The following is a 19526-nucleotide window of genomic DNA, read 5'->3' as shown; positions in this document are numbered from 1 at the left end:
AGCGTAACACCATGTTCAAGCGGATCCTGATCGCCAACCGCGGCGAGATCGCGTGCCGGGTCATCAAGACGGCGCGTCGGATGGGCATCGAGACCGTCGCGGTCTTCTCCGACGCCGACAAGGACGCGCTCCACGTCGAGATGGCCGACACGGCGGTCCATATCGGCCCGCCGCCGGCGGCGCAGAGCTATCTGGTCATCGAGAAGATCGTCGCCGCCTGCCGGGAGACCGGCGCCGAGGCGGTGCATCCCGGCTACGGCTTCCTGTCCGAGCGCGAGGCCTTCGCGGCGGCGCTCGCCGAGGCCGGCATCGTGTTCATCGGCCCGAACGTCCGCGCCATCGCGGCGATGGGCGACAAGATCGAATCCAAGAAGGCGGCGGCGTCGGCCGGCGTGTCGACCGTGCCGGGCTTCCTCGGCGTCATCGAGGACGACGCGCACGCGGTGCGGATCGCCGAGGAGATCGGCTATCCGGTGATGATCAAGGCCTCTGCCGGCGGCGGCGGCAAGGGCATGCGCATCGCCTACGACCGCTCCGAGGTGGCCGAGGGCTTCAACCGCTCCAAGTCGGAGGCGAAGTCGGCCTTCGGCGACGATCGCGTCTTCATCGAGAAGTTCATCGTCGACCCGCGCCACGTCGAGATCCAGGTGCTCGGCGACAAGCACGGCAACGTCATCCATCTCGGCGAGCGCGAATGCTCGATCCAGCGCCGCAACCAGAAGGTCGTCGAGGAGGCGCCGTCGCCTCTCCTCGATGCCGAGACGCGCGAGAAGATGGGGGCCCAGGCGGTCGCGCTGGCCAAGGCGGTGGGCTACGATTCCGCCGGTACGGTCGAGTTCGTCGCCGGGCAGGACAAGAGCTTCTACTTCCTGGAGATGAACACCCGCCTCCAGGTCGAGCATCCGGTCACCGAGCTGATCACCGGGGTCGATCTCGTCGAGCAGATGATCCGGGTCGCCGCCGGCGAGCCGCTGCAGCTGAAGCAGAGCGACATCCAGATCTCCGGCTGGGCCGTGGAAAGCCGCGTCTATGCGGAAGATCCCTCGCGGAATTTCCTGCCGTCGATCGGCCGCGTGGTGCGCTTCCGCGCCCCGGTCGAGCGGACCGGCAGCGCGTTCGACCCGGTGACGGTGCGGGTCGACACCGGCGTCTACGAGGGTGGCGAGATCTCGCTCTACTACGATCCGCTGATCGCCAAGCTGATCACCCACGCGGACACGCGCATCGCGGCCATCGATGCGCAGGCGCGGGCGCTCGACAGCTTCTATGTCGAGGGCATCCGCCACAACATCCCGTTCCTCTCGACGCTGATGCAGCACGAGCGCTGGCGCGCCGGGCGGCTCTCCACCCGGTTCATCGCCGAGGAGTGGCCGGACGGCTTCCATCCGCTGCCGGCCTCCGGCGACCGCGCCAAGATCATGGCCGCGGTGGCGGCCGTGATGGAGTTCCAGACCACCGAGCGCAAGCGCAAGATCTCGGGTCAGATGAAGCACCCGCACGTGCCCGGCGACCGTCGCCGCATCGTGCTGGTCGGCGACCAGGAGGTCGAGCTCGAGGTCGAGCGCGAGGGCAACGGCATCGACGTCCACTTCATCGAGGGCGGCAAGCGCGGCCGCAAGCGCTACACCGAATCGACCTGGAAGCCCGGTGACGCGCTGTGGCTCGGCGTCATCGACGACGAGCCGATCGCCGTGCAGGTGCGCGACATCCCGAACGGCCATCTGATGACCCACCACGGCATCGAGGTGAAGGTCTACGTCTACAAGCCGTGGGAGGCCTTCGCGATCCGCCTGATGCCCGAGAAGGCGAAGACCGACACCGGCAAGCGGGTACTGTGCCCGATGCCGGGCCTCGTCATCTCGGTCGAGGTGACGGCCGGGCAGGACATCAAGGCCGGCGAGACTCTCGCGGTGATCGAGGCGATGAAGATGGAGAACGTGCTGCGCGCCGAGCGCGACGGCACGGTCGCCAAGGTTCACGCCAAGAAAGGCGACAGCCTGCCGGTCGACGCCGTGATCCTGGAGTTCGCCTGATCCGCGGCACGGCGCGCTCGCCCGCGACGTCGCGCCGCGGGGCGGCGTGGCGGTGCTGGATCACCTTGTCAGGTCCGTCGCCGATCGCTCAGAATGACTGGGTGATCGTGGAGCGGTTGTCGGGTCCGATGACCCGGAGCCGATGTCCGTTCGTCCCCGCGAAGGCGGGGACCGAGGGGGCGACACGGCACGCGGCCCCTGGATCCCCGCCTGCGCGGGGATGAGCGGAGCTTCGCGCCTTCAGGGAAGCCGCTGTGGCATCGACCTCCTAGTGTCGACACAGTCGGACGGCAGGACGATCTCCGGTCGTTCCGCCGGAGGAGGGCGACCCGGTCGCCGACCGGGTCGAGGCTGAAAGGCGCTGCGTGCGTGAGGCGTTGCATGCGTGTCGCCGGACGCCGTTCCCTTGTCGTCGGGACCAGCATCTGGGGACGAGCAGCATGAACGACGTGAATGCCAATGCGGTGAACCTGCAGGACTGGGTCGGGCGCACCGAGGAGGCGAGCGACCAAGCTTATCCCACGCCGCCGCGCGCGCTCGCCGCGACGCTCGACCAGGTCGGCACCGACTATGCGGTCGGCACGCCGCTGCCGGAGTTGTGGCACTGGCTCTATTTCCTGCCGATGGCGCCGGCCCGCGAGATCGGCCCCGACGGGCATCCCAAGCGCGGGGGCTTCCTGCCGCCGATCGCGCTCGAGCGCCGCATGTGGGCGAGCGGCCGCTACGTCTTCCGCGATCACTTGCGCGTCGGCGACGTGCTGCACAAGACCTCGGAGATCACCAAGGTCGCCGAGAAGGACGGCAAGACCGGCCGGATGGTGTTCGTCACGGTGCGCCACACGGTGCGGTCCGGCCGCGGCCTCGCGGTCGAGGAGGAGCAGGACATCGTCTACCTGCCGATGCCCAAGGCGTTCACGCCGCCGCCGCCGACCAAGGCGCCCGAGAGCCCGAGCTGGAGCGAGCCGGTGGCGCTCGATCCGGTGCTGCTGTTCCGCTTCTCGGCGCTGACCTTCAACGGACATCGCATCCACTACGATCTGCCCTACGCCAAGGACACCGAGAAGTATCCCGGCCTCGTGCTGCACGGGCCGCTGCAGGCGCTGCTGCTGCTCGAGGCGGCCAAGCGCCACGCGCCCGATCGCGTCCCGTCGAGCTACTCGTTTCGCGCCGTGCACCCGGTGTTCGGCCACGACCGCGTCACCCTGATGGGCGTCGCCCGTGACGACGGCGGCGTCGATCTCTTCACCGTCAACGGCGACGGCCATGTCGGCATGCAGGCGACCGTGGCGTGGGCGGCGAATGATCGATCGCACTGAGACTGTGCCGCCTTCTCACCTCTCCCCGCTTGCGGGGGCGCGACTCTTGCCGCGCCAAAGAGGTCGACGTTCGCGCGTTCAGCGCGAATGTCGGGTGAGGGGGCGTATCCGTATCCACGAGAGGCCCCCTCACCCGACTCGCCTCTTCGAGGCGAGCCACCCTCTCCCCGCGCGCGGGGAGAGGGAGCGCCGACCGCATGCCGCGTGGCTCGCCGCCGGGACGTCCCTATGACCCGCCGCCTGTTGATCGTGCTGCTCAACACCGATCCGCGCAATCCGGAGGAGCTCGGGGCGCCGTTCTATCACGCCGCCGTCGCGGCCGCGATGGATTATCAGGTCGACGTCGTGTGCACGGCGACGGCCGGCCGTCTGATGCGCAGGGGCGTGGCGGATCAGATCCACATCAAGCCGGGGCACCCGAAGACCGTGCACGACTGGATCAGGGAGGCGCACGACCAAGGCGCTCGCTTCTGGGCCTGCCCGGCCAATCTCGATCTGTTCGACATGACCGAGGCCGATCTCATTCCCGAGTGCAGCGGCATGATGGGCGCAGCCGCGATGATCCGCGACCTGATGGAAGGAGAGTGCCGGGTGCTGACGTATTGAGGGGCGCCCTTCAAGCGACCCGCGCCTGTTCCGCCCTCACCCTGAGGAGGCTGCGAAGCAGCCGTCTCGAAGGGCGAGGGCAGCCGCGGGAGTGGCCGCATGGTTCGAGACGCGCTCCGGTGGAGCGCTCCTCACCATGAGGGGAGAGTCGATGCCGTGCGGCGGGGATTGGCCGCGATCGTGAGGGTGCCGTGGCCAAGGTGCTGGACGCCGATTATCCGGACGATCTGTTCTACGACATGGAGAATCAGATCTGGTACGCGGCCGAGCCGGACGGGGCGGTGCGGGCCGGCTTCACGCCGTGGGCGGTCGGGCTGATCGGCGACGTGCTGGTGTTCACGCCGAAGCGCAGCGGGCTCGCCTTCGAGAAGGACCGCTGGATCGCCATGGTCGAGGGCGGCAAGTGGGTCGGCGCGGCGCGCGCGGGTTTCGACGGCACCGTGCTGGGTCACAACGAGCGGCTGGTGGACGCCCCCGAGCTGATGATGAAGGATGCCTTCGGCGAGGGCTGGATGATGCGCCTGCGTCCGGCCCGCGACGACTGGCGCGACGGCCTCGTCACCGGCGAGGCGATCGGGCCGGCGTTCGACGCCTGGCTGCTCACCGGCGCCTACAAGGACCGCACCGGGTAGCCGCCCGGTCGACGTCCTGTCACGCACCATCGTCATCGGCCGGTTCGTCGCGGCCCGAGTCAGGGGTCCGGCTTGCGCCGGGCGCGCTGGCGGGTCTGGCGCGGCTGTTCCCCGAAGACCTCCTTGTAGGCCGCGGTGAAGTGGCCGAGATGCGTGAAGCCGGACCGCCGGGCGATCTCGGCCACCGTCGCCTGCGAGCCGACGCGCTGCAGCCGCTCGCGCGCGAGCGTCAGGCGGTGCCGGCGGATGAACTGCACGATGGTGCAGTCGTGGTTCGCCCGGAACAGGATCTGCAGCGAGCGCAGCGACAGCCCGGCGTGCCGCGCCATGGCGACGAGATCGACATGACCTTCGGCATGCGCCCGGATGTACTCCTCGGCGCGCCGCAGCGGCACGGGGTTGCGGCAGACGACGCGACGCGCGTCCGGATCGGCCGCCGCGGCGAGAACATGCGCCAGCCCGAGCACGACGAGCTGCTCGTGCGCGGCCCGGAACGCGACGCTGTCGACGATCGCGGCCGGCTTCGTGTCGATGGCGACGACCAGACGCCGCACCTGCTCCACCAGGTCCTGCAGGCCGGGAAGGTTGGTCTCCAGGAAGTTCTCGTCGAGGATCGAGTCGATCGGGGCGTCGCATTCGAACGCCCGCAGCGCCTCGGCGACGCGCGCCGGGTCGGCCCGCACGGTCAGGTGCTCGCCGGCGCTGAACCAGACGTGCTGATCGTCGTGCGGCGCGAGCCCGGCAATGCCGCCGACGATGGTGCGGGCCCGCGACCCTGCCGTGATCGAGACCCGTGACGTGATCGGAACCAGGAGCCGCACCGCGTCCCGGCTGTGCGCTTCGAGCCGCAGGGCGGACGTGTGAGACACCGCGTGGAGCGAGGAGCGCATGTCGCCGTTCGCGAGGTCGAACGAGGCGATGTCGCTGCGAAACGATTCGGCCTGCTCGGCCTCGATCCATTTGATCCCGGGATTGTCCTTGCGCGCCTGCGCACGGAAGCCATCCAGATCCATCGTGCCGAATGAGCGGAAGCGGTTGAGCATATCGGTCCGGTCGCGAGCACCTTTAATACTTACTCGGACCATGAAGTCGTGTTGTCTATACTACCTATTCCGCATCCAATGCGGAATCGGGATAGTCTTGCGTGTTTCGGAGTACCAGAAATTGAGTCTAATATTAACATAAACTTAGCGTTTTGCGCTCAAAATTACAGAAATTAATACATAGAGGCTAATTCAAATACGAAGCCTCCGATCCACCCCGACCGCCGCACTCCACGCGACGGCCGACCGTCGACTCGTGCCCGGAGCTCACGACCACCATGTCTCTGCTCACCCGCATCAAGATCCTCCCGAAGATTCTCGCCGTCATCCTGCTGCTCGCGGCCGTCGCCGCCGGCGGCACCTGGTATGCCGGCCGCACCATGATGGTGATCGACGACGGCTACTCGCGCTTCCTCGACACGGACGCGCAGGCCTGGATCACGGTGGCTCGGCTCAATCGCGCCCTCTACAATTATGAGATGCTGGTGTACCGGATCATCGCCGAAACCGACGAAGCGCAGATGCGCCGGCTGCTTCCCGAGATCGAGAAGGTCCACAACCAGACGAAGCAGTTCTTCGCGACGGTCGCGGAGAAGACCCCGCGATACAGGGAGCTGGTCGAGCAGAACGCCCGGCTCCTCGAGCAGATCCGTGACGCTGCCCAGCCGGTCGTCGAGCTCACCCTGAAGAACATCAACGACAAGGCGACCGATCTGATGCGCAGCTCGGTCGATCCGCTGTTCGTCAAGCTGCTCGACGCCAATGTGGTGCTCGGAACCCGGCTCGATGCGGACATCAAGAACGGTTCGGTCGAGCTGACCGTGACCAGCGAGTCCGCCGTCCGCACCACCTATACGATCGTCGGGATCGGCGTCGCGGCCGGGGTCCTGCTCGCCTTCGCGGTGGCACAGTTCGGCATCTCGCGACCGATCACCCGGCTCGCCGACGGCATGCGCCGCCTGGCCGAGGGCGACTTCGGCGTGGTGCTGGCCGGCGTCGGCCGCAAGGACGAGGTCGGCGAGATCGCCGACGCGGTCGAGGCGTTCAAGATCAAGGCCGCCGAGAAGGCGCGCCTGGAAGCCGAGGAGAAGGCCGAGCAGGACCGGATCGCGGCGGCGCGCCGCAAGGCCGACATGGTCGCGCTCGCCGACGGCTTCGAGCGCGCGGTCGGCGACATCGTGAAGACCGTGTCGTCGGCCTCGACCGAGCTCGAGGCGGCGGCCGGCACGCTCACCCGCACGGCCGAGAGCACCCAGGGCCTGTCGGCCACGGTCGCCGCCGCGTCCGAGCAGGCCTCCGCCAATGTCCAGAGCGTCGCCTCGGCGACCAACGAGATGTCGTCGTCGGTCGGTGAGATCGGCCGGCAGGTCCAGGAGGCGACCCGCATCGCCAGCGATGCGGTGCGTCAGGCCGAGAAGACCGACGGCCAGATCACCGAGCTGTCGCAAGCGGCGAACCGCATCGGCGACGTCGTGAAACTGATCACGGCGATCGCCGAGCAGACCAACCTCTTGGCCTTGAACGCGACGATCGAAGCGGCTCGCGCCGGAGAGGCCGGCAAAGGGTTCGCGGTGGTCGCCCAGGAGGTCAAGGCGCTCGCCGCCCAGACCGCCAAGGCGACCGGCGACATCGGCGCCCAGATTTCGGGCATGCAGTCGGCCACCCAGGTCTCGGTCGGGGCGATCAAGGAGATCGGCGGCACCATCGGCCGCATCGCCGAGATTTCCGCCGCGATCGCGGCCGCCGTGGAAGAGCAGGGCGCGGCGACCCACGAGATCGCCCGCAACGTCCAGCAGGCCGCTGCCGGCACCACCCAGGTCGCCGCCAACATCACCGAGGTGAACCGCGGCGCCGGCGAGACCGGATCGGCGTCGAGCCAGGTGCTCGCCTCGGCCCAGTCGCTCGCCCACGAGAGCGCCCGGCTGCGCGTCGAGGTGGATCGCTTCCTCGTCGGCGTGCGCGCCGCGTGACGCCGGGAGCGCCGATCGTGACGAGCCCCGCACGTCCGTCCACCATCGGCCCGGCGCCGCCGGGCGGCGAAGCGGCGCTGCGCCGCCGCATCGCCAGCCTGCGGCGACGCTCCGACCACCTGTCGACCCTGCTGTTCTGTCTCGTCTCCTGTCTCGACGTGATCGCCGACGGTCTGGTCGAGCACGGTCTGGTCGAGCACGATCTGGTCGAGCGCGATCTGGCCGAACACGGGCCGGCCGATCACGCGCGGCACGAGGAGGCGCGGGCGCTGCTCGCCCGCATCGATCAGGTGAAGGCGAAGGCGGCGTCGGCGCGCCACCACCTGCACGAGACCGAGCGGCTGCTGCATGGCCCGGGCCTGCCCGGCGACGTGATGTGGCGCCGGTGACGCCGTGATCCTGCTCCGGCGCCGGCGTGTCTCACGCCGGCGTCGGGAACTCCTCGCCGGTCCACGCGTGCGGCACGGCGAGCCGGCCGGCGACGATCTCGGCCGCGATCGCGGCGATGCGGGCGCGGATCTCCTCCGGAACCCGCGGCGCCATGGCGAGCCGCACCGCCTCCGGCGTGTCGAGCCCGACCTGACGGATCTGCCCCGTCGCGAAGCGTCCGGCCGCCTTGTCGGCGACCGCCTGGAAGACGGCGCGGCCCGAGTCGGCACAGGCCGAGGCGACGAACACGTCGGGCACGATGGTGGTCCAATCGACCACGTTGCCGATCTGCGGCACGCCCGTCTCGCGGCACGCCTCGACGGCGCCCATGCGGCCGGCATTGAGCATCGTGAACACGACGTCGGCGCCGGCCGCGATCATCGCCGTCGCGACCTTCTTCGACAGCGCGTTGTCGTCCTGGTTGCCGGAGAAGTTGGTGAGCAGCCTCGCCTTCGGGTTCGTGTGGGCGACGCCGGCCGCGTATCCGGCCCGGCCCTTGAGGCCCGGCACGACGCGGATGCCGGACATGTGGCCGACCACGCCGGTCTTGGTGATCAGGCCGGCGAGCGCGCCGGCCAGGAAGGCCGACTGCTCCTGCAGCACCTCGTAGCTCGCGAGATTCGGCCCGGTGACGTTGCCCTGCGTCACCACGAAGGCGACATCGGGAAACTCCGCCGCCACGGTCTTGGCGGCCCCGTTGTTCTGGCCGCCATGGGCGACGACGAGATCGGGTGTCTTCTGCGCCAGCGCGCGCAGCGCCGCGGCGAGGGCCTCGGGCTGCGGCGCGATGCCTTGGGTGACGTCGATGTCGGCCGAGACGACCGCCGCGGCGAGCTTCAGGCCCTCGTAGCCGGCCTGCATGAAGCCGCGGTCGTCGATCTTGCCGGCGAACAGCGCGGCGACCTTCAGGCGTGCGGCCGCGGCCGGACCACTGCCGCCGAGCAGCGGCAGCGCGCTCCCGGCGGCGCCGAGCAGAACCGTGCGGCGGCTGAGCATGCGCGTATCCATCGGTGCGGTCCTCCTCGCCGGCGTCTCGATGCATGTCCGAGACCCGCCGTGCGTGCCGAGATGTATCCCGGGCCCGGACATAAAAAAAGCGCGGCCCGCAGGCCGCGCTTCGCATCTCGACTTTGCACCCCGATCGCGATGGGGGTGCCGCGATCTCGGCGCCGCCTCAGTGGGCCGCGGCGGCCATCGCCTCGCGGGCGGCGGCCGGGCTCTCCATCGCGGCGACGCGGTTGCGCACCGCCTTCTGGACCTTCTCGAAGGCCCGCACCTCGATCTGCCGGACGCGCTCGCGCGACACCCCGAACTCCTCGGCCAGCTCCTCCAGCGTCACCGGATCGTCGGCGAGCCGGCGCGCCTGGAAGATGCGGCGCTCGCGATCGTTGAGCACCTCCATGGCCTCGGCCAGCGCCTTGCGGCGGTTGTCGAGCTCCTCGTGCTCGGCGAGCCGCGTCTCCTGGCTGTCGCTGTCGTCGACCAGCCAGTCCTGCCACTCGCCCGAGTCGCCGTCGTCGCGGATCGGCGCGTTGAGCGAAGCGTCGCCGCCGAGCCGGCGGTTCATGTCGATGACGTCCTGCTCGCCGACGCCCAGCCGCTTGGCGATGATCGCCACCTGATCGGGGCGAAGATCGCCTTCCTCGAGCGCCGAGATCTTGCTCTTCGCCTTGCGCAGGTTGAAGAACAGCTTCTTCTGGTTGGCCGTGGTGCCCATCTTCACCAGCGACCACGAGCGCAGGATGTATTCCTGGATCGCCGCCTTGATCCACCACATCGCATAGGTCGCGAGGCGGAAGCCCTTCTCGGGCTCGAACCGCTTCACGGCCTGCATGAGGCCGACATTGCCTTCCGAGATCACCTCGGAGATCGGCAGGCCGTAGCCGCGATACCCCATGGCGATCTTGGCGACGAGGCGGAGATGCGAGGTGACGAGCTGCTGGGCGGCGTCGCGATCACCGTGCTCGCGCCAGCGCTTCGCCAGCATGTACTCCTGCTGGGGCTCCAGCATGGGAAACCGGCGGATCTCGTCGAGATAGCGGGCGAGGCCCGACTCGGCGTTGATCACCGGCATGGAAGCGGATTGGGCCATCGTAAGCGCCCTCCAAGTTGTGCCCCCGTGTCGCGGCGGGCGATGAAGGCGCCGCCGCTCCAGGAGCCGACGACGCCCTGCTGCGTGCGACGGCATTCGCCGATCGCGCGTCGCAGCATACACGGGCGGGTCGTTCGAAGAAACCAGACGAGCCGTCACCGTCACGTGACGACCCTGTGACCAATCGACCTACGGCGTTGATGTCGCACCGTTTTGGTTACCGTGGCCTTGGCGGCCGTGGTTACCGATCCATTCGTTGATACGAGCGACGGGTCGAAACGATCACGCCCGCGACGCAGCGCCGCGGCACCGACGCCGTGTCCGACATCCGGCCCCGAACGCCCGGAGCCGACCCTCGCCACGATCATGTCGTCGGTGTCTTTGCTCGTTCCAACCTGCCGGTGACCAACTGCCGGTGACCAACTCTCGGGCGCATCCGACGCGCCGCGCGCACGCGAGCGCACACGTCCTCAACGTCGCGCGAGGTCGATGGTTCCCCCACCCAGGACCTTATGTAGGTGGGCGAGATCGGCCGGCAAGGGGGCGCGCCAGACCAGATGCTTGCGGGTCTTCGGATGCTGGATGCCGAGCAGGAAGGCGTGCAGGGCCTGGCGGCCGAGGCCGTCGAGGATCGTCTGCGCCTCGGCGGGCAGCAGCGCCGCCTTAGTGCGGAAGCCCGGGCCGTAGACCGGGTCGCCGATCAGCGGGTGGCCGAGCGCGGCGAGATGCACGCGGATCTGGTGGGTCCGGCCGGTCTCCAGCCGGCAGGCGATCAGGCTCGCCACCGGCTCGCCGGACTTGCCGCGGTATTTCTCCACCAGTTCCCAGTGGGTGATCGCCTCGCGGCCGTCCGGCCGGATCGCCATCTTGTCGCGCGACTGCGGATGGCGGCCGATCGGCTTGTCGATCGTCCCGCGCGGCCGGTCCGGCACGCCCCACACGAAGGCGAGGTAGCCGCGCTCCAGCGGCCCGGTGCGGCCGTGGTCGGCGAACTGGCGCGACAGCGCGCGGTGCGCTTTGTCGGTCTTGGCGACCACCATCAGGCCGGTCGTGTCCTTGTCGAGACGGTGGACGATGCCGGGCCGCGCCACCCCGCCGATGCCGGACAGGCTCTCGCCGCAATGGGCGACCAGCGCGTTGACGAGCGTGCCGCTCCAGTGCCCGGCCGCCGGGTGGACGACCAGGCCGGCCGGCTTGTCGATCACCAGGAGTTCGTCGTCCTCGAACACCACATCGAGCGCGATCGCCTCGGGCTGCGGCTCCGGCGGCTCCGGCGGCGGCACCTTGACCAGCAGGCGCTCGTTCGCATTGACGCGCTGGCCGGGATCGCGGACTGTGCGGTCGCCGATCGCGACGTGTCCGCCCAGAATCAGGCTCTTGAGCCGGGAGCGCGAGTAATCGGCGAGGCGGGCGGCGAGCACACGGTCGAGTCGATCGCCGGCCTCGGCAGGCGCGACGACGACCGTCTCGTGGCGATCCCCTTCGGTCATGACCTCTCCGCACTCCTCCCGTGATTCGGCCGGCGCCGCCGGTGGACCCGACGACACGCCGCTCGATCCCGAACAGGCGCGCTTCATGGCGCGCGTCAAGTTCTTGATGGCCCTGTCCGGCGCCGCCACCTTCATCGGCATCGCCGTGGTGCTCGGAGTCGTGGGCTACCGCGTTTCAAAGAGCGGGGGAAGCACCGAAAGCGAGCTGACCGTCCAGCTGCCGAAGGGGGCGCGAATCACCGCCACGGCGGTTGCCGGCGAGCGCGTCGTGGTGACGGTCGAATCACCCGCCGGCATCGAGATTCGCAGCTTCGACGCCCAGACCCTCAAGCCCACCGGCCGCCTGCGCTTCGCCACCGAGCCGTGAGGCCGACGATCGCCCGAGCCGTGAGGCCGACGATCGCCGGCCGGCGGTCCGCCGGCAGGCGAAAGGCGCGGAACCGCCCGGCCGGCGCGCGGGTTGGGTCGGGACGCCCGGCTGTGCGGGCACGGAGGCCTCGATGACCGACACGCCGCGCGAGACGACACCGCAGCGATCCGTCGCGGACCCGCGCGCCGATCTGAAGCGCGACGCCGGCGAGCGGGACCGCGACGCCGCGGGCAGCCACGACCGCACCGCGACCGGCCCGGGGACGGAGCCTCGGAAGGCCACCGATTTCGGCCCCGGCGGGCTCACCGGCGAGCGCCCCGACCCGACCGGCGACGGCCGCCGGCGTGATGCCGACGCCCGGGTGCTGCGCGATCTCGGCCAGGCCCGCCAGACCGACTGAGGCCGCGGCCGCCCGCGTCATGGGCCCGTGCAAGGGCGCCATGCGGCGAACGATCGCCGCATCAGACCCGCTTGCGCTCGCGCCCGAACGCGGCTATGTCCACCTCAACGCTCCCTTCGTCTAGCGGCCCAGGACGTCGCCCTCTCACGGCGAAAACAGGGGTTCGAGTCCCCTAGGGAGCGCCAATTTTCCGTTAAATTACAAGACGTTGCGATCCGGCCGATTTGCGGCCGGACGATCTGTCTATTATCCGTCGAGAATGACGGTGGTGGACAACAGTGCGCGTCAGTCGAGCGTACTGACGCGGGTGCGGGCCGCCGAGAACCGAATCACCCGAACTGGTTGCGCGACGCAGATTTCAACTGGTCCCGCCGACCATCGAGTCTGCACTCGCCTCGGCCTTAACGGCCGGGGCGAGGCCCCGAACGAAAAGGGCCGCCCCGGAGGGCGGCCCTTTCTGCGTCCGGCACGGCCGGCGAGGTGGTCAGCCCGCGTCGCCCACCTCGGCGACCTGCTCCCGGGTCGCGTAAGGGCTCAGCATGCGGAACAGCTCGCCGCGCGCCTCCTGGAGCCGCTCGCTCGTCGACTTCAGCGCACGAGCGACACGATCGAAGGCGGCGACCACGTCCCCCTCCAAGTCGTTCCCGGAGGCCATCATCGCCAACACGGTCGCGAAATCCGAAACGCAGGTGACGTCGTCTTCCATCCTGCATGCGACATCAAAGGGTGTCACCTCGCCGCGGGCCAGCCTCTCCCGGCGCACCTCGATCTCGGCCTCCCGGCGCGCCGTCTCGTCGGTCTCCGAGTCGGTGTCGAGAATGCCTAGAGGATCGTTCTCGGGCCGCGTGACAGCTCCCATCGCCGCGACCGCATCGACGAGATGACGAAACACCTTTTGCGGCCAGTTCATGGGGCCGACCGGTCCTTCGATGCCGATGAGCAGCTGCAGCTCGGCCGCGGTCGCGCGCAGCCACACGAGCAGACCGGGAATGTCGCGGGGCGGAATCGCCCGAATCGCGGCCGTGATCTCACTGACCCGTTCCAACGCCGCGTCGTGCTCGTCGTCGGAAGTGGCCTCCATCACGGCGTAGCTGCGACGCCACAGCTCGGCTCCCAACTCTATCAGCCTGTCGTCAGTTGGGTCGACGGCGAGCGCGACCGCGCCGCCGCTGGAGGAAGCTTCCGAGGTGGTCGCTGCCCGAGCTGCAGGCATAGCTCCGCCCGCAGCCGAAGTGGTCAATTTCGGCATCTCCGTGCTCCGTGAGCGTTGAGTGTACGCATAATTCATGCAACATTACCGAGACGCAGTCAACATAAAACATGCAACTTAGACCATGCTGACAGCCGCCCAATGCCGAGCAGCCCGCGCCTTGATCGAGTGGTCGCGAGACGACCTTGCCGCGGCGTCGGCGGTGGCGATCCGGACCGTCGTCGACTTCGAGCGGGGCGCGCGAGAACCGCGCGCCGCCACGTTGCAGGCGCTGCGGGCCGCGCTCGAAGCGGCCGGCGTCGACTTCATCGACGGCCGCGGGCCGGGCGTGCGGCTCCGGGCGCGCCTATAGCGCCCGCCGCGCGCCCGCCCTCGGCTCGCCCGTAGGGCGATTGTCGTACCTCCCACCCACATCGCCTTCCTCCCGAGGAGGATGCCGAAGAGTTCGGCGAGCTCCACCGCGGCCGCCGCCAGGTCGTCAGATGCAACGATCACTCCGGGGAAATTCCCCGGACCGGCCGTCGCGTCCTGTTGTTCATTGCGGTCGACTGAAAAACGCGCCCGGCCCTTGACCGATCCTGCCACAGCTCCATATAAGGCGCTCCTTATACTGTATCCTTTATTGGTTATGTTTGCAGCGAGAGTGACCATGCGGACCTATCCCAGAATGCAGGTTCTAAATCTTGCCTTCGCTATAATGAAGGCACTGGAAAAAGCTAATCTACCGACTTGCCGGGTTCGTTACATCTTCAACCAGAATGAAGACGCAATTCGGAAGTTAATCCAGTAGGTTTTCACTTTTCGTTTCTAGGGAGAGTGCGTACCGTCCTTTCCCAAGTGCGGCGCATTTCCTTAGGGCAACACGGAAAGAACTGGCTCGATCAGGAGTAGCTCGACGGAAACGGTCGGCCGGCACCCGAAGGCGCCGGCCGACGTTGCTCCGCCGGTCCATCCGCGGTCGGAGCGACCTCTGTCAGGCCGACGGCCCGACGGCCGCGCGTGCATCGCGCACGGCGTGCGTGATCGCGTTCGTTAGCCTGATCCGCGCCGTCTCGTCGGACAGGCGCCTGGCGTCGCGGGTCGCCTGCTCAACGGTCGCAACGAGCGTGTCGAGCGCGGCGCGGGTCGTGATCAGCTCGGCGGCGATCGCGGCAGAGCGCGAGAGCGCCTCGTCGAGCGCGGTCGCCATCGTGCCAAGCAACTCGATCAGCCCGGCGCGGTTCTCACTGGCCGAGAGATAGGCGACGCGGTCTCGCCACTCGCAGCCGGCCTGGTCAGCCACCGGCGCCGCTGCGGTCGGGTTAGCATCCATCACGGAATCCCCTGCACGGCCGTCTGACGCCGCACTTCGCTGCCGGCGCCGATGCCGCCCGGAATGCTGATCGCCGGCGAGACCTTCATCCCGTTGATGCGCGAGAGCGTCGCGGCGAGCTGCTCGGCGGTCGCGAGCGCCTGGCGCAGCGGCGCGACATCGACCTGCGGAGCCGCACGCGCGGCCCCCAGCTCCTGCACGGCGCGCTTCGCCTCGCCGGCCTTCGCCGTCACGGCCTCGATCGCCCCGGTCTCGGCGCGCGGCGCGATCGGCGTCGCCGGCCACACGCCCGCAGGAACCGCCCGCGCTGGTGTGGTTGCCGATCCCGGCGCGATCGGCGTCGCCGGCGCAACGTCTTGCCGCGGCCCGAGCAGTGTGGGGTAGACGTCCCGGAAGGTCTTCGGCTTCTTCACGGGCAGCGCGGCAGCGGGCGGCTTCCGCGCCTCGACTTCGTCTTTGAGCGTCTTGATGCGCTCCCGGAGCGCGTCGACGCGCCGGCTCGCGTCGCCGGGATCGCGGCCGAGGCCGGGGCGCTTGGCGTGCGTCGCACGCGCCACGTCCAGATCCCGCTCGGCGATCAGAAGCTGTGCCTTCGCCTGGCGCAACTCGTCGGCATACTTGGTTCGGGTCAGCCGCCGCTTCAGCTCGTCGACCGTCTTCGGCGCGTCCTTGCTTTCGTCAAGAGCGTCCGGCGCCTCGCCGCGAAGGCTCTTAAGCTTCGTGCCCACCATATCAACGGTCGTGCCGAGACCGTTGAACGACTTTGTCAGTTCGTCGAGGACACTGCCGACACCAGCCGACCATCCGAGCGAACCCGCTGCGGCCGTGAAGTTGCTCCACGAGTCGCTGAGGCGCTGAACACCCGCGGCCGCATCGTTGGTGACGCGCTTGACGTCGTTCATCGTCGTGCCGGCTGACGTCGACCTGATCTCGGCCCGGAGCGCCTGAAATTCACGTTTCAGATTGATGAGCGCCGAGATCGCGTTCCGGCTGTCGATCTCGCCGAAGAATTTCGGAAGCTGCGAGAGGTCGCCCTTGGTCACCTTCTCGGTCAGCTCCGCGATCACGTCGAGAACCGACCGCCCCTCGCGACGGCCCTTCTTAAGGCCCTCTTCGAGGTCGACGCCGGCTTTTTCGAAATTTTTCTGCACGTCCTTCGAATAAATTTTTGCGAGCAGATCACGCATGCCGTTGAACGCATTCTCGGACGTGCCGGTCTGCTTTCGGATGATCTGCAGTCCGGCCGCGAGGTCGGCGAGGCTGTCGACGCCCTTCTGGCCGATGTTGGTCCACCCCGCAGCGAGTTGGGGCATGTACTGCGCCATGTCCTTCAGTTCGAACTGCCCCTTCTTGCCGGCGAACGCCAGCATGTCGAATGCCTTCTCCATCTCGCCGGCGCCGACTTTGAGGTTCATCGCGAGGGCGCCGGATGTCTTGGAAATGTCGGACACCTCGGCGCCGGACGCTTGCGCAGCGATCAGTATGGACCGCATCTGCGCGAGCGCCTCCGGCAGCGAAAAGCCCTGAGTGACGAGCGCTTCCAACCCGCCGAACGCGGCCTTCTGCCCGACTCCGAATTCAGAGGCGAGCCCGTTCAGCGTGGCGCGCGCCTCGGCCAGCTGCTTCGCCGTCGCCTCGGCCGTGATGCCGAGGCGTGTCCAAGAGCGATCGAGGTCGGCGAAGTCCTTGTAGCCCTTTCCGGCCGTGCGCGCGGCCATGTAGCCGGCCCCGAGGCCGAGCAGCGCCCGGGTGCCGCCGGCGGCGAGCAGACCGCCGGCCCCAGGCGCGGCACCGCCATGCGCGAGCAGATTCATGCGCCCGAGATTGCGGGTGCCGTTCATCGCCTTCGCCTGGCGATCGAGCCCCTTCAGCGCACCGGCCGCGTTGCGAGCCGGGCCGGAGACGCCGTCGACGAGGCGGATGCGGAGAACGCCCTCGGCCGAGCCCATGTCAGGCCTCCTGATCAGAAACGTCGTAGGCGAGCGATTTATGGAAGAGATCACGCCGCGGCGGCGGAAGATCGCTGGCGAGGCCGAGCACGGCGCGCGGGTCGGCATCGGGCCGGCGGTCGACGTCGAACTTGGCCGCCGCGACGAGGGTCTCCTCCTCACGCTCGGCAGCGAGCAGATCGCCGAGAACCTCCCGGAACTTCTCACGTCGCGCTTGGTCGCTTAGCGCCGCCGCGTCGTCGGCGTTCGCGTCGATCTCGGCGTCGATCTTCGCGGCGACGTGATCACGAAACGCCCACACGAGGAACGAAAAGCCGTCGGGCACCATCTTGTCGGCAGCCGGGTGGTTCGACACCGCGATCTCCGGGAACTCGATCGGCTCACCTCGCTCGACGGACGGAAAGACGTTCGGCCGGCCGCGCTCGGCGAGCTGGTCGAGCTGCGCACGCCAGCGCGCCTTCACGTTGGCCGAAAGATAGGGGGCGGCGTCGATCTGGCGAAGATCGGCGAGCAGCTCCCGAACGCGCCGCCGTTTCGTCTCGATCAGCTCGGCGGTCACCTCGCGCGCTCTCGTGGGCGACGTCGCAAGGCTGCCACCACCCCGGTGCTCCGATAGTTCTTTATCCGCCGGCACCCCCGCGACCCATCGCTCGATCGCCCCCAGAAGACCGCGGACGCGCGTCGCCGACGCTCGCGCCAGCTCGGCGCGCCCCTCGACGCGCGCAATGTCCTCGACAACCCGCGACAGCTCGGCGTCCACCGGCGCGAGAGCGGCCGCGATCTCGCCCGACGTGGGCGGGCTGTACGCCGGGCCGGTGCGAACTCGAAGCGGCCCGGCGTCGTCGGTCGGGATCGGGCTCGCGCGGGTGTGCTTGCCAAGGCCGACGCCGTGCTCGAGCGCGGCCCGCTGCTCGCCGAGCTTCCGGCGCCGATGCTGCAGCTCGCCGAGCTGATTGGTCGCGCCGATCAGGATGTCGCGCGCGGCCTCGACTTGCGTTTGCATCTGGCGCACGCGGGCACGGGCGGTCGGCGGAAGGCGGTCGAGGACCGCGCGGTCGATGTTCATGCGTTTTCTCCATCCTCGATCTCGTTTTCGACCAGGCCAGCCACCTCGGCGGTGCGGCCCTCGGCCTGCAGCAAGCGCATCTCGCGGCCGACCGTCTCGCGCATCTGGCGCGCAAGTTCCTTCAGCATCTTCCGCACTCCGAACTCGCCCTCTCGGGTCGCCGCGGCGGTCACGTCGCCGGCTCGGGCCGGCAGGCGGTCGATGGTGGCGACGATCTTCTGCGCGACCCGGATCATTGCTTCTTCGACGCCGTGCTTCCCGGCGATCGGCAGCACGAGCTTGCGCTTCTCGGCGAGGGCGAGCTTGGCGAGCTCCGCCTCGTAGACCTCGCGGTCCGCCTTCGCGGTGCGCAGTCTCCCGGCCTCGCCGCTGTCCGCGGCCGGCGCCGCGGCGGTCGTGTCGCCGGTCGCCTCGGGCTCGGCGAGCAGGCGCTTGGTCTCGGCGCCGATCACCTTGTCGAAGTTGGTCGTCTCGCGCGTCACGAAGTCGAAGCTGGCGAGGTTCACGAGCTTAGTGCCGCGAGGCCCCTGTTTCGTCGATAGCGCCCCGTCCCGGACAAGCCGCGCGACACGGCGCGACACGGCAGCCTTGTCGACGCCGCGCCGCCGCGCGATCTCGGAGACAGACAACCACAAGCCACGATCGGCGTTGCCGTTGTCGTCGCGTTGACCGTTGATCGTCGCCGTTGACACAGAATTTTCCCTGTCAAGCTACCGAAAGGCCGGGCTGCCGCCGCCGCGCGGCGGTCCGGGAGGGGGGAAGGACCCGCGGGCGGTCGCGGCCCGGGCTTGCTGCAACAAGCCCGGGCCGCCCGGCGGCGCCGGAAAGGCAAACAGCGCCGCCGTCCGCCGGGCACCCGCAAGGATCTCGGATGCCCGATACTCTGTGCTCAGCTCGCCCGGACTATGATGCCGAGCTTGTTCAGCTGGGCGAGGCCGGCGGCCTTCTGGTCGTCGGTCGCGCCGACCGGCCAGACGAGGCCCTGCTCGCGCGCGATCGACGGACCGCGGACCAGCGCGAGGAGCGGAAGGTCGGCGCCGCCGTCCGTCGCGACCTTCTTCTGCAGGCTGACACCGGCGACGATCTGGCTGCCATCCGTTGCCGAGAGGTTGAGCGGCACGATCTTGGTGGAGCCGGCCGCGACCGTGACTGGCAGCGTGAAGGTGTCGCCCTGGGCGAAATCGGTCGCGCCATCCGCCAGGCTGAACTTCACTTGACCTGTATAGGGAGTGCCGGGGACTGCGTAGCCGTCAATGGTGCCGTCCGGACGCCGAACAGCGAACAGGCCGGAGTCGGTGGTCTTCTCGACGCAGACGATCTTATAGTCGCCGGCCTGTGCGTCGGCCGACGCGGCGGGGTTCGCCTTGGTCAGCGTGCCGTTGCCGGTACCCACGAAGCCGCCGTTGCCGACCGTGACGGCGCCACGGGTGATGCGCCCGAGGACGGTGCCGACGTCGACGACGTTGTCGCTGCCGGAGCCGGCCGCGAGGGTCTCTTGCTCAAAGCAGAATGTCTGATCTCCGCCGGCGAACACGTGCGTCAGCGTCTTTGGCTCGTGGGCGGTCATGGTGAAGAGGGACATGATCATATCCTAGCGATGTTTGAACT

19 protein-coding genes, 1 tRNA gene and 1 pseudogene are annotated in these 19526 nt (G+C 69.0%); 10 read left to right on the top strand and 11 right to left on the bottom strand.

What is annotated here, in order from left to right; translation table 11 throughout:
* The first annotated feature begins 11 nt into the window (after positions 1-11).
* From ABTU92_RS04535 to ABTU92_RS04520, 4 genes are all read left to right on the top strand, one after another.
* Positions 12-2033: an acetyl-CoA carboxylase biotin carboxylase subunit gene (locus ABTU92_RS04535; RefSeq protein ID WP_408088080.1), complete on the top strand. Its 2022-nt coding sequence runs from the start codon at positions 12-14 to the stop codon at positions 2031-2033.
* Between the two features lie 440 nt (positions 2034-2473).
* A complete protein-coding gene (locus ABTU92_RS04530) occupies positions 2474-3349 on the top strand; it encodes a MaoC family dehydratase N-terminal domain-containing protein (RefSeq protein WP_408088078.1) in 876 nt (291 codons plus the stop codon).
* Positions 3350-3577: 228 nt separating this feature from the next.
* On the top strand, positions 3578-3955 hold the full coding sequence (locus ABTU92_RS04525) for a DsrE/DsrF/DrsH-like family protein (protein ID WP_408088076.1): 378 nt from the start codon (positions 3578-3580) through the stop codon (positions 3953-3955).
* Positions 3956-4146: 191 nt separating this feature from the next.
* Entirely contained in the window at positions 4147-4587 is a 441-nt protein-coding gene (locus ABTU92_RS04520) for a hypothetical protein (RefSeq protein ID WP_408088074.1), read from the top strand.
* A gap of 59 nt (positions 4588-4646) precedes the next feature.
* Here the strand turns inward: ABTU92_RS04520 and ABTU92_RS04515 are convergent, their stop codons facing one another.
* Positions 4647-5630: a helix-turn-helix domain-containing protein gene (locus ABTU92_RS04515; RefSeq protein ID WP_408088072.1), complete on the bottom strand. Its 984-nt coding sequence runs from the start codon at positions 5628-5630 to the stop codon at positions 4647-4649.
* A gap of 278 nt (positions 5631-5908) precedes the next feature.
* Between ABTU92_RS04515 and ABTU92_RS04510 the strand changes: the two genes are divergently transcribed.
* Positions 5909-7600, top strand: coding sequence for a methyl-accepting chemotaxis protein (locus ABTU92_RS04510; RefSeq protein ID WP_408088070.1), 1692 nt, complete (start codon positions 5909-5911; stop codon positions 7598-7600).
* A 17-nt stretch (positions 7601-7617) separates the two neighbouring features.
* Positions 7618-7989, top strand: a complete 372-nt coding sequence (locus tag ABTU92_RS04505) for a hypothetical protein (protein WP_408088068.1) — start codon at positions 7618-7620, stop codon at positions 7987-7989.
* Positions 7990-8020: 31 nt separating this feature from the next.
* Here ABTU92_RS04505 and ABTU92_RS04500 read toward each other — a convergent pair whose 3' ends face one another.
* The 3 genes from ABTU92_RS04500 to ABTU92_RS04490 form a co-directional block, all read right to left on the bottom strand.
* Positions 8021-9037 carry a BMP family protein gene (locus ABTU92_RS04500; RefSeq protein WP_408088066.1) on the bottom strand — a complete coding sequence of 339 codons (1017 nt, stop codon included), beginning with the start codon at positions 9035-9037 and terminating at the stop codon, positions 8021-8023.
* A 166-nt stretch (positions 9038-9203) separates the two neighbouring features.
* Entirely contained in the window at positions 9204-10121 is a 918-nt protein-coding gene (gene rpoH, locus ABTU92_RS04495) for an RNA polymerase sigma factor RpoH (protein ID WP_111355661.1), read from the bottom strand.
* Between the two features lie 470 nt (positions 10122-10591).
* A complete protein-coding gene (locus ABTU92_RS04490; protein ID WP_408088064.1) occupies positions 10592-11611 on the bottom strand; it encodes an RluA family pseudouridine synthase in 1020 nt (339 codons plus the stop codon).
* A gap of 85 nt (positions 11612-11696) precedes the next feature.
* On the opposite strand from ABTU92_RS04490, the gene ABTU92_RS04485 reads away from it, so the two are divergent.
* The 3 genes from ABTU92_RS04485 (at position 11697) to ABTU92_RS04475 (ending at position 12566) form a co-directional block, all read left to right on the top strand.
* Positions 11697-11978 carry a hypothetical protein gene (locus ABTU92_RS04485; protein ID WP_408088062.1) on the top strand — a complete coding sequence of 94 codons (282 nt, stop codon included), beginning with the start codon at positions 11697-11699 and terminating at the stop codon, positions 11976-11978.
* A 133-nt stretch (positions 11979-12111) separates the two neighbouring features.
* Entirely contained in the window at positions 12112-12381 is a 270-nt protein-coding gene (locus ABTU92_RS04480) for a hypothetical protein (protein ID WP_408088060.1), read from the top strand.
* Positions 12382-12490: 109 nt separating this feature from the next.
* Positions 12491-12566, top strand: a tRNA-Glu gene (locus ABTU92_RS04475).
* A gap of 299 nt (positions 12567-12865) precedes the next feature.
* On the opposite strand, the gene ABTU92_RS04470 is transcribed toward ABTU92_RS04475, so the two are convergent.
* A complete protein-coding gene (locus ABTU92_RS04470) occupies positions 12866-13630 on the bottom strand; it encodes a hypothetical protein (protein WP_408088058.1) in 765 nt (254 codons plus the stop codon).
* Positions 13631-13715: 85 nt separating this feature from the next.
* Between ABTU92_RS04470 and ABTU92_RS04465 the strand changes: the two genes are divergently transcribed.
* On the top strand, positions 13716-13943 hold the full coding sequence (locus ABTU92_RS04465; protein WP_408088056.1) for a helix-turn-helix domain-containing protein: 228 nt from the start codon (positions 13716-13718) through the stop codon (positions 13941-13943).
* Between the two features lie 621 nt (positions 13944-14564).
* Here the strand turns inward: ABTU92_RS04465 and ABTU92_RS04460 are convergent.
* The 6 genes and pseudogenes from ABTU92_RS04460 to ABTU92_RS04435 all read right to left on the bottom strand — a co-directional run bounded on the left by ABTU92_RS04460 (position 14565) and on the right by ABTU92_RS04435 (position 19485).
* Positions 14565-14903 (bottom strand): hypothetical protein, encoded by a 339-nt coding sequence (locus ABTU92_RS04460; RefSeq protein WP_408088054.1) that lies wholly within the window; start codon positions 14901-14903, stop codon positions 14565-14567.
* On the bottom strand, positions 14903-16852 hold the full coding sequence (locus ABTU92_RS04455) for a phage tail tape measure protein (RefSeq protein WP_408088052.1): 1950 nt from the start codon (positions 16850-16852) through the stop codon (positions 14903-14905). The genes ABTU92_RS04460 and ABTU92_RS04455 overlap by 1 nt, the downstream gene beginning before the upstream one ends.
* A gap of 1 nt (position 16853) precedes the next feature.
* Positions 16854-17918 (bottom strand): hypothetical protein, encoded by a 1065-nt coding sequence (locus ABTU92_RS04450; RefSeq protein WP_408088050.1) that lies wholly within the window; start codon positions 17916-17918, stop codon positions 16854-16856.
* Positions 17915-18424, bottom strand: a complete 510-nt coding sequence (locus tag ABTU92_RS04445; RefSeq protein ID WP_408088113.1) for a hypothetical protein — start codon at positions 18422-18424, stop codon at positions 17915-17917. Before ABTU92_RS04445 ends, ABTU92_RS04450 begins: the two co-directional genes overlap by 4 nt.
* A gap of 45 nt (positions 18425-18469) precedes the next feature.
* Positions 18470-18610 (bottom strand): annotated as a pseudogene (locus tag ABTU92_RS04440) (MarR family transcriptional regulator); the annotation flags it as partial.
* Positions 18611-18807: 197 nt separating this feature from the next.
* Complete coding sequence (locus ABTU92_RS04435; protein ID WP_408088048.1) at positions 18808-19485, bottom strand: head decoration protein; 678 nt, start codon at positions 19483-19485, stop codon at positions 18808-18810.
* Positions 19486-19526: the final 41 nt, after the last annotated feature.

Origin of the sequence: Rhodoplanes sp. SY1, assembly GCF_046000175.1 — a bacterium.
Lineage (GTDB): Bacteria > Pseudomonadota > Alphaproteobacteria > Rhizobiales > Xanthobacteraceae > Rhodoplanes.
The sequence above is the reverse complement of the archived record's forward strand: the minus strand, read 5'-3'. Positions and strand labels throughout refer to the sequence as shown.

What these genes read in the sequence shown, in the direction of transcription:
- ABTU92_RS04525 (WP_408088076.1), top strand. Translation starts at nt 3,578, where the DNA reads ATGACCCGCCGCCTGTTGATCGTGCTGCTCAACACCGATCCGCGCAAT.
- ABTU92_RS04535 (WP_408088080.1), top strand. Translation starts at nt 12, where the DNA reads ATGTTCAAGCGGATCCTGATCGCCAACCGCGGCGAGATCGCGTGCCGG.
- rpoH (WP_111355661.1), bottom strand. Translation starts at nt 10,121, where the DNA reads ATGGCCCAATCCGCTTCCATGCCGGTGATCAACGCCGAGTCGGGCCTC.
- ABTU92_RS04435 (WP_408088048.1), bottom strand. Translation starts at nt 19,485, where the DNA reads ATGACCGCCCACGAGCCAAAGACGCTGACGCACGTGTTCGCCGGCGGA.
- ABTU92_RS04510 (WP_408088070.1), top strand. Translation starts at nt 5,909, where the DNA reads ATGTCTCTGCTCACCCGCATCAAGATCCTCCCGAAGATTCTCGCCGTC.
- ABTU92_RS04460 (WP_408088054.1), bottom strand. Translation starts at nt 14,903, where the DNA reads ATGGATGCTAACCCGACCGCAGCGGCGCCGGTGGCTGACCAGGCCGGC.
- ABTU92_RS04515 (WP_408088072.1), bottom strand. Translation starts at nt 5,630, where the DNA reads ATGCTCAACCGCTTCCGCTCATTCGGCACGATGGATCTGGATGGCTTC.
- ABTU92_RS04455 (WP_408088052.1), bottom strand. Translation starts at nt 16,852, where the DNA reads ATGGGCTCGGCCGAGGGCGTTCTCCGCATCCGCCTCGTCGACGGCGTC.
- ABTU92_RS04465 (WP_408088056.1), top strand. Translation starts at nt 13,716, where the DNA reads ATGCTGACAGCCGCCCAATGCCGAGCAGCCCGCGCCTTGATCGAGTGG.
- ABTU92_RS04450 (WP_408088050.1), bottom strand. Translation starts at nt 17,918, where the DNA reads ATGAACATCGACCGCGCGGTCCTCGACCGCCTTCCGCCGACCGCCCGT.
- ABTU92_RS04500 (WP_408088066.1), bottom strand. Translation starts at nt 9,037, where the DNA reads ATGGATACGCGCATGCTCAGCCGCCGCACGGTTCTGCTCGGCGCCGCC.
- ABTU92_RS04485 (WP_408088062.1), top strand. Translation starts at nt 11,697, where the DNA reads ATGGCGCGCGTCAAGTTCTTGATGGCCCTGTCCGGCGCCGCCACCTTC.
- ABTU92_RS04490 (WP_408088064.1), bottom strand. Translation starts at nt 11,611, where the DNA reads ATGACCGAAGGGGATCGCCACGAGACGGTCGTCGTCGCGCCTGCCGAG.
- ABTU92_RS04470 (WP_408088058.1), bottom strand. Translation starts at nt 13,630, where the DNA reads ATGCCGAAATTGACCACTTCGGCTGCGGGCGGAGCTATGCCTGCAGCT.
- ABTU92_RS04480 (WP_408088060.1), top strand. Translation starts at nt 12,112, where the DNA reads ATGACCGACACGCCGCGCGAGACGACACCGCAGCGATCCGTCGCGGAC.
- ABTU92_RS04530 (WP_408088078.1), top strand. Translation starts at nt 2,474, where the DNA reads ATGAACGACGTGAATGCCAATGCGGTGAACCTGCAGGACTGGGTCGGG.